The sequence below is a fragment of the Vibrio chemaguriensis genome, assembly GCF_012275705.1.
GTDB lineage: Bacteria > Pseudomonadota > Gammaproteobacteria > Enterobacterales > Vibrionaceae > Vibrio > Vibrio diabolicus.
The window spans coordinates 1-7639 of the sequence record NZ_SHOE01000050.1 but is presented as its reverse complement, the minus strand read 5'-3'; the positions used below and the strand labels follow the sequence as shown (position 1 = coordinate 7639).

At 42.7% G+C, this 7639-nt stretch carries 4 protein-coding genes; 2 read left to right on the top strand and 2 right to left on the bottom strand.

The genetic code is table 11. The features are described from left to right. Positions 1–3: 3 nt before the first annotated feature. Positions 4–1770: an Ig-like domain-containing protein gene (locus EX191_RS22575; protein ID WP_243238784.1), complete on the top strand. Its 1767-nt coding sequence runs from the start codon at positions 4–6 to the stop codon at positions 1768–1770. 72 nt (positions 1771–1842) lie between these two features. On the opposite strand, the gene EX191_RS22570 is transcribed toward EX191_RS22575, so the two are convergent. Next, complete coding sequence (locus EX191_RS22570; RefSeq protein WP_243238781.1) at positions 1843–3129, bottom strand: DUF11 domain-containing protein; 1287 nt, start codon at positions 3127–3129, stop codon at positions 1843–1845. 680 nt (positions 3130–3809) lie between these two features. Here EX191_RS22570 and EX191_RS22565 point away from each other — a divergent pair. Then, entirely contained in the window at positions 3810–5405 is a 1596-nt protein-coding gene (locus EX191_RS22565) for a hypothetical protein (RefSeq protein ID WP_104973722.1), read from the top strand. Positions 5406–5468: 63 nt separating this feature from the next. Here EX191_RS22565 and EX191_RS22560 read toward each other — a convergent pair whose 3' ends face one another. Then, positions 5469–7253 (bottom strand): Ig-like domain-containing protein, encoded by a 1785-nt coding sequence (locus EX191_RS22560; RefSeq protein WP_193448541.1) that lies wholly within the window; start codon positions 7251–7253, stop codon positions 5469–5471. Between the last annotated feature and the right edge of the window lie 386 nt (positions 7254–7639).

The window sequence follows — 7639 nt, the reverse complement described above, 5'->3', positions numbered from 1 at the left end:
AAGATGTGTATAAGAGACAGATTCGCTTGTTTACAGAGCATCCATTACGCCAGTGCAGCAGGAAGTACGACGGGACAGCAAAATACATTGGTTATCCTGCTGAACTTCAAAGAAAACCCAAATGAGCAGCCATTAACTTTGTCAGAGGCAAATAATCTAATCTTTGGCACAGTAAATGACTTCTACCGTGAAAGCTCTTTTGAGCAAATGTGGCTATCTGGGAAAGTCGTGGGTTGGTTTAATCTACCGTTGTCTAATCAGGTTTGTGATTTTACCGCTGTTCAAGATGCAGCGGATCAAGAAGCCATCGCTGCGGGAGTGAAGCTTGAAGAGTACGATCGTATTGTTTACTTGATGACAAAAACGGCATGTGGTGTCGCTGGATCGGCAACTATTGATGGCATGCCTTCACGCGCGCACATCAATGGTGATTTTTCTCCGATGAACATCGCTCATGAGCTTGGACATAACTTTGGTTTGCATCACTCTCGTGCACTTGATTGCGGCGAACATACGCTTTCAGACAACTGTACGTTGCGTGAATACGGTGATACCTATGATGTAATGGGTGGTCCAGACATCGGCTATTTGAATACTTTCCAGCGCGAGCGACTAGGATGGCTAGAGGGAGAGCACGCTTCAAAGACACTGGAAGTTACTCAAAATGGTACTTACTCCATCGCGAATTACGAGACGACTAGTGATCAGCCAGTTACGATAAAAGTACCTCGTGGTACTGATCCTTCTACAGGTGCAAAAAAATGGTTTTACATTGAATACCGCCAGTCTATTGGGTTTGACGACTTTTTAGATGCTCGTTCTTACTCGTTCTATCGTGGGGACGTTACGGATGGCATCATCATTCGAAGCGCTGTAGAAGGCGATGGACGCAGCAGTAATCTGCTTCACTTTAAAACTGATTCTGAATATCGTGCGGTTTTTGGCCGAAATGACTGGTTTGACCCATCTATGCCGGTCGGTGGTAGCTATACTGACCCAGACTCAGGTGTAACATTGAGTTTGGTGAGTGCAGCGAACGGCATCGCCGAAGTAAGCGTTGTCTTTGATGGCTCTGACAACGGTAATATCGGGACTTGTACTGTAAATGCTCCATCAGTGACTGCGAAAGCTGCAACAAACAACTCGGTTGCAGCCGGCGATGAGGTTCAATATCAGGTCACTATGACTAACAAAGATAGTGCAGATTGTTCTGCGAGCAGTTTTTCTGTAAACGCGTCAGTGCCAACTGGTTGGAAAGCAAGCAGCAATGCAATCACGCTAGCAGCAGGTGAAACCGGACAAGTAATGATATCAGTCGTATCTTCGGTGGACGCTAGTGATAAAGACTATGCTTTGAATATGATCGTGACGCACGGCGAGGACTCAAGTCTGCAAACCGCAGCATCCGTAAATTACTCTGTAACCACTGAAATCTCGCCATCACCAGAGCTCGTTGCTGTTGATGATCAGGTGACTATGTCTTCGAAACAGTCGGTGATTATCGATGTGATGGCAAACGATGTTGTTGGAGAGCAAAACTCTGCAAGCGTGGTTTCTTTTACTAGACCAAGCAAGGGGCGACTAGAGCTGTTATCAGATGGCACCCTGCGTTACACACCTGAGAAGAAATTCAAAAATAACGACAGCTTTACCTATACCATAGGTGATGGTCAAAGCAGCTCGACCGCTCAGGTCTCAGTGAAGTTAGAGTCTTCATCTGGTGGAGATTCTGGCAACTCTGGTAACAATGGGAAAGGTAAGAATAAATAGAACGATATAGTTCGAAAGAAAACGCCTGACGAGTTAACGTCAGGCGTTGTTTTATTAAGTTGTAAGTAGACCTTATTCAGGGCAGCTAACAGGCTCTGGACAAGTTGGACATAGCGTACATTCTGCAGACGCTGTTATCGCTTCTACGACAACATTACCGAAGATAGTTTCACCACTCGCATCCACAGTATCTGTAAACGCTCTGACTTCTTCACCCGGTAATGGAAGGCCTTCACCATCTCCTGGGATTGGCTCGTAGTTACCAGTAAAGTCGTAACACTCAGCAGGCGCAAGCATACCAACCTGGATTGGATTCGAGTCTTTGTTGTCGATTACGACAATGCCGTCAATGGTGACATTGGAGGTATTACATACACTACCACTGTAATTGACTTGAAGACCGTATTCATTAATACCAGTATCTTCAAATCGATTCACGACGACGACACTACAGTCTTTCTCTAGAGACAATGAACCAGGGATGTTTTGGCTTGGGCATTCCCAATCTGCGTTGTCAGAAACCGCAACATCACCACCAGTTTCAAGTGCTGCGCTTACTTCTGCATAGTTAGTGATACCGTTTTGGTCAATAATAAACGAACCATTAAACTCTTGCGTTTGTCCAACGGCGAGCATCGCGAAATTGAACACATGGTCACCAGCAGCCATATCGTTGTCAACGGCTGTAGTGTCTGTTGCCACAACATCATACAATGCAAAGTCACCGGTGTTTTCTACAGTGAGTTTATAGTTGTATTTCAAAGTGTTACCATTGACAACATCACCAAATGTACAAGTTTTAGTGATTTTAATGTCTGGTACGCCTGGTGTGTAACAGAATGAAATATGACTTAAGCCATAGTATCTACCGTTTTTACCCACAGGTGCATGTAGTAAGGCATCATCTTGATACAATAATCCATCTGTGAAGTAGTTATATAGGTTTCCGTCAGGACCACCTTTAACGAAGATAGCTTGCATAATCACAGGGCTATCACCTTGATCCCAACTGAAGGTTTTTGCCCCAGGTTGTTGATCAATAACCACTTCAAGCATGCCATCACCGAAAGTGCCGTCTGTAACTGGCTCAAGCTTGTATTCTATCAAACCATCGATCCCTGGAAGTAATTGTTGACAGGTGTTATTCCCTTCAACAAATATTGGTTGCACGCCTCGGCTTGAAGGGTCGCCAGCGGATGCGTAAACAATTTGAGAGCTCAGCACTAAGCTAACCGCTATGACCCAAGTAAACAGCTTAAACATGCTGCTGATATTGATCGCTGTAAGTATATTCTGGCTACATAAAGTGGAACAACGGTAACTCTTACTGCCCCACCAAGAGTTAAATATGGTTTTCATAAAACCTCCTTGTGTAAGTGGGCTCGCTACGTCCTTGAGCCCACATACGTGATAGTTTTCTCACAGAGTTAAACTGCGCCAGTTGACTAGCATAGAGTGTTCCATGTTTAACCTTTTGTATTTGTTGATTATTTTTTATTTTTGTACAGAGGGGTGAACAGTTTGTTTATATTTTCATAAATGATTGAGCTAAAACTTATTCGCTAAACGACTGAATATGTTTTAGTTAAATGAGTATTCAATTAGATGTGTAAAGGATGTAACACTATGCAAACAGGTGTTACACATCACCTTCACATTAGTGGGAGCAGGTGAGTAAGCGTCTATTTCATATTCATAGTGGACAGTTTCAATACCGTCGTTTTTGTGCATCTGTCACAGGTGTAAACAATAAAGTGTCAATCTGTAACATTATCCTAGAACACGTATATATCTTTGTTATCGTAGGTTTTTTTGTCTCTTTTGTTTTCTTTCTCTTTCTTTAAAATTGAACACTCTGTTCATTCTCTTCGCTGTTGAAAATATTTAGTTTAATAAAATCATAACCTTAAGTAGTGGCATGCTCTATGCGTTATACGAGCTCGAAACGAAAGTTGTATCTCGCTTTCACTCTTTCTTAAAAGGCAATTAATGACATAGGGACCTTCGTCTAGCTTTAGAAGCGTTCTAAGGAGTAGGTTATGAATTCTTGTAAGTCAGGTATCTGGCATACGATGAAGAGCTTTCTTTATGCAATATTTACAAGCTTGCTAATAGGTAGCTCTGCATTTGCAACACCAACAGATGGCGTGTTTGAGTTAGAAGCAAATGCTAATGCGATAGATGACTCTGGAGTAGGTGCTCCAGATGACTGGTCAACGCCGCCAAACATCGGCGGAGCACAAGTATTTAGCTTTGAAAATGACACGGCAACACCGGATACAATCTTTACTGGTGGTAATAAAGACATCAAAGACATACCAGAACTTGGTTGGAAGACTGGTACGGTACTTGATAAAGGGGACATTCTTCATGCGTATGCGGCAGCATATATTATCGACAATGATCTAGTACTCACCTTTGGTGCAGACCGTTTCGGTAACAGCGGTGATGCCTTCTTAGGTTTTTGGTTTTATCAAGACTCAGTGGGTCTGAACCCTGACGGTACATTCACGGGTCAACATATTGCTGGAGACCTTTTGATTCAGGTGAATTATTTGCAAGGGGCAAACGATGGCCCTGAAATTTTGGTTCTTGAATGGGACACAACTTGTGCTAAAGCTGCTAACAATGATCCACAAGATGGTCAGTGTGCTGCGACAAACTTACGTTTGAAAGTTAAGACAAATGCACTGTGTTCACCAGGCGCGCAAGATGTGTGTGCTTCAACCAATACAACTGACTCACCTGCACCATGGGCGTATACGCCAAAAAGTGGTGTCGAAAATGTCTTCCCTCCAGAAACCTTCTTTGAAGGTGGTGTAAACCTTACTGAACTTCTACAAACAGACACCTGTTTTAGCTCATTTGCAGCCGAAACAAGAGCATCAAGCAGTATTACCGCTCAGTTGAAAGACTTTGTGGTTGGTGACTTTGAGTTGTGTAGTGTTGATATCACTAAAACATGTAATCAAGCGGTCGTGAATGAAACAGAAGATGGTTACGTTTACTCATACAGCGGCGACGTGATTAATGATGGTGTCGGTACGCTCTACGATGTTGTTGTAGAGGATTTAGAAGCAGGTACTACACATAGCTTAGGTGCCATTGCTTCAGGTGACAGTGCTTCATACAGCGGCAGTTTTGAAAGTACAAGCAATGGTCTAACTAATACGGTGAAAGTCACAGCAGCTGCGACTCCGGGTGGCCAAGCGACCATTAGTGATACCGCAAGTGATCCATGTGAGTCATTGAGCTTGTCTCCAATGATTAGTGTAACGAAATCATGTGAAAGCGGCTTCAAGCTTACTGAAAATGGTATCATTGCTGAAGTGAGCTTCTCGGGAATGGTATGTAACACAACGCCTGGACTTACTTTAGTGAATGTTTCTGTTGTGGATGACTCAGGTACGCCTGAGGATGCTTCTGATGACGTGACAGTAGTGGATAATATCGAACTCGCTTCGGATCAATGTCAGTCTTATACTGGTAGTTATATCCCAACGGCATTTAGCAATGCAGAAACACAATCTTTCCGTGATACTGTGACGGCGGTTGGTTTCTTGAAAATCGATAATACTCAAGCGACGAATACAGCTTCTGCAGACTGTGATATTTGTCCTGCACCAAGCAACTAATTGATGTCTTGTGAATAAAAAGCCTGGAGTATTCTCCAGGCTTTTTCATATGAATTGCGTGATTTAGTTCGGTTTCCCTTTACCGTTTCCACCACCATTCCCACCAGAAGTCGATTGTAAGGTGATACTAATCGTCGCGGTTGAAGAAGATTGACCGTCACTGATCGTATAAGTAAATGAATCATTATTCTTAAACTTCTTCGAAGGTGTGTATTCAATGGAGCCATCACTCAGTACACGGGCGCTGCCTTTGTTTGGCTTAGCGACCGTAATGGCAAGAGAGGTCGATTGTTCAAACGAGTCATTATTTAACTGCTCGATGCGAACGACGGATTTATCACTGATCGTTACGCTATCATTCACCGCCTCAAGTGGTGACGTCGACTCAGACAACACTGTGTAAGATAGCTCGGTTTTGGCTGATTGTTCATTTTCAGCATCTATAACGTCAACGGCTATGCTGTAAGAGTTCGGTTGAGCATCGCTGTTTGACGTAACCATGACCGTCGTTTCTGCACTCATGCCGGAAGGAACCGTCAAGGCGCTTGCGTCATAATTCCATCCGTCAGGAACGCTTAAAGCCGTTGTATAAGTCGCGTCTGCACATTCTGTATTGTTCTGGTTCGTCACTTTAAGATTATACGCTAACGTTTCTCCAGCATTTGCATCAGAACCTGATAGTGGGGTTAGAGAGAGTAGAGGCGATGTCGCAACGCATTGCCCGGATTCACCACCAAATATGACACTGACCTGTGCGTTTTGACCATTAGCACTTTCCAAAGTAATCGACACGCCTGTTTTTGGATCGGTGAACGTTCCACCAATTGGAAGAGCAGGGTCTTCCCAGTCATTACTCCCAAATAATTGTTTGAAAGTGGAGTCAGGCTTCATGTGTAGCAAGCGGCTACTTTTAAGATCACCGTCTGTCGCTAGGCGCACAACCACACCTTCTGTCACATCTTGGCGGTATACGATGTACGAACGGTCACGTAAAAAGCTGTCGTAGCCAAGAGCTTGTCGATATTCAACGTAAAACCATTGGCGCTGACCTGTAATTGGATCGGTACCTCTTGGGATTTTTAAAACTTTTGATGAAGTACTTTCAAAGTCTTCATAGGCATCAATAGAGTAAACACCATCACTAGAAATGATTTGAGCAGGGGAGGTCTGCCACCCTAAGTTTTCCAATTGGAAGGCGCTAAAGTAACCCATATCGTAGTTACCCATTGTATCGTAGCTATCACCGTACTCTATGACACGGCAATCACCAGCTAACGTACCGTCTTTACAGTCGAGTGCGGAAGCGTGATGCAACCCAAAATTATGTCCTAATTCATGGGCGATAACTCGAGGCTCGAAAACCGCATTTATTGACGCTCTAGAGGGAGTTACTCCTTGACTACCAGAGCCTTCTGATGCACATCCAGTTTTGGTTGTTAAGTAGATAAAACGGTCATAGTTTGATAGTTGATATCCCGCAGTTTCAGCCATTTTGTTGGCTTCCGCTGCTACAGCATCATCATCGCAAATTTGGTTTGATATCGGTAAGGTGAATGTTCCAGCAACATCACCAGATAGCCAAAGTTGCCCCTGGGACATTTGCGAATAGAAGTCGCTAACGGTATTAAAAACAACATGATGGGCGTCTTCTTTAGAGATCGGGATCTCTTGAGGGTTTTCTTGGAAATTGACGAGTACAACTAATGTTTTTTGTTCACCACTAGCCACTTGCTCAGCATAAACCTCTGATGAAAAAGAATATGCTGACACGAGGGTTACAAAGCCAAGAGCTAGCAAGCGTAAATTTGACGCAACAAAGCCCAATTGAGGGAGGATGACCTTCTTCAATTTATATACCTACTTAATATTTTGATATTAAATGAAATTACAAATTCATAATGTTTTAAATAAAATAAATACCGAGCTCTACCCAAATAGAACCAGTAATTATCAAGTGTGCATTATGTTTTATAAAGTTTGTTTTATATTTGTGTGTGTTTATTACTTTTAAACACGAGGCGAGATATTAGCAGAAGGGGTGGTTAAAATTCAACCATGCATTTCGGTTTTTATAAGTTTATGAATTATAATGTTTAACTACTTTTTACTAGTGGTTTTTATAAAAATAATAAGAAATAATATTGTATCTGTCTCTTATACACATCTGACGCTGCAGACGAATAGCCTTGTGTAAGTCTCGGTTGTAGCCGTATGATTAAAAAAAAAAAACATAT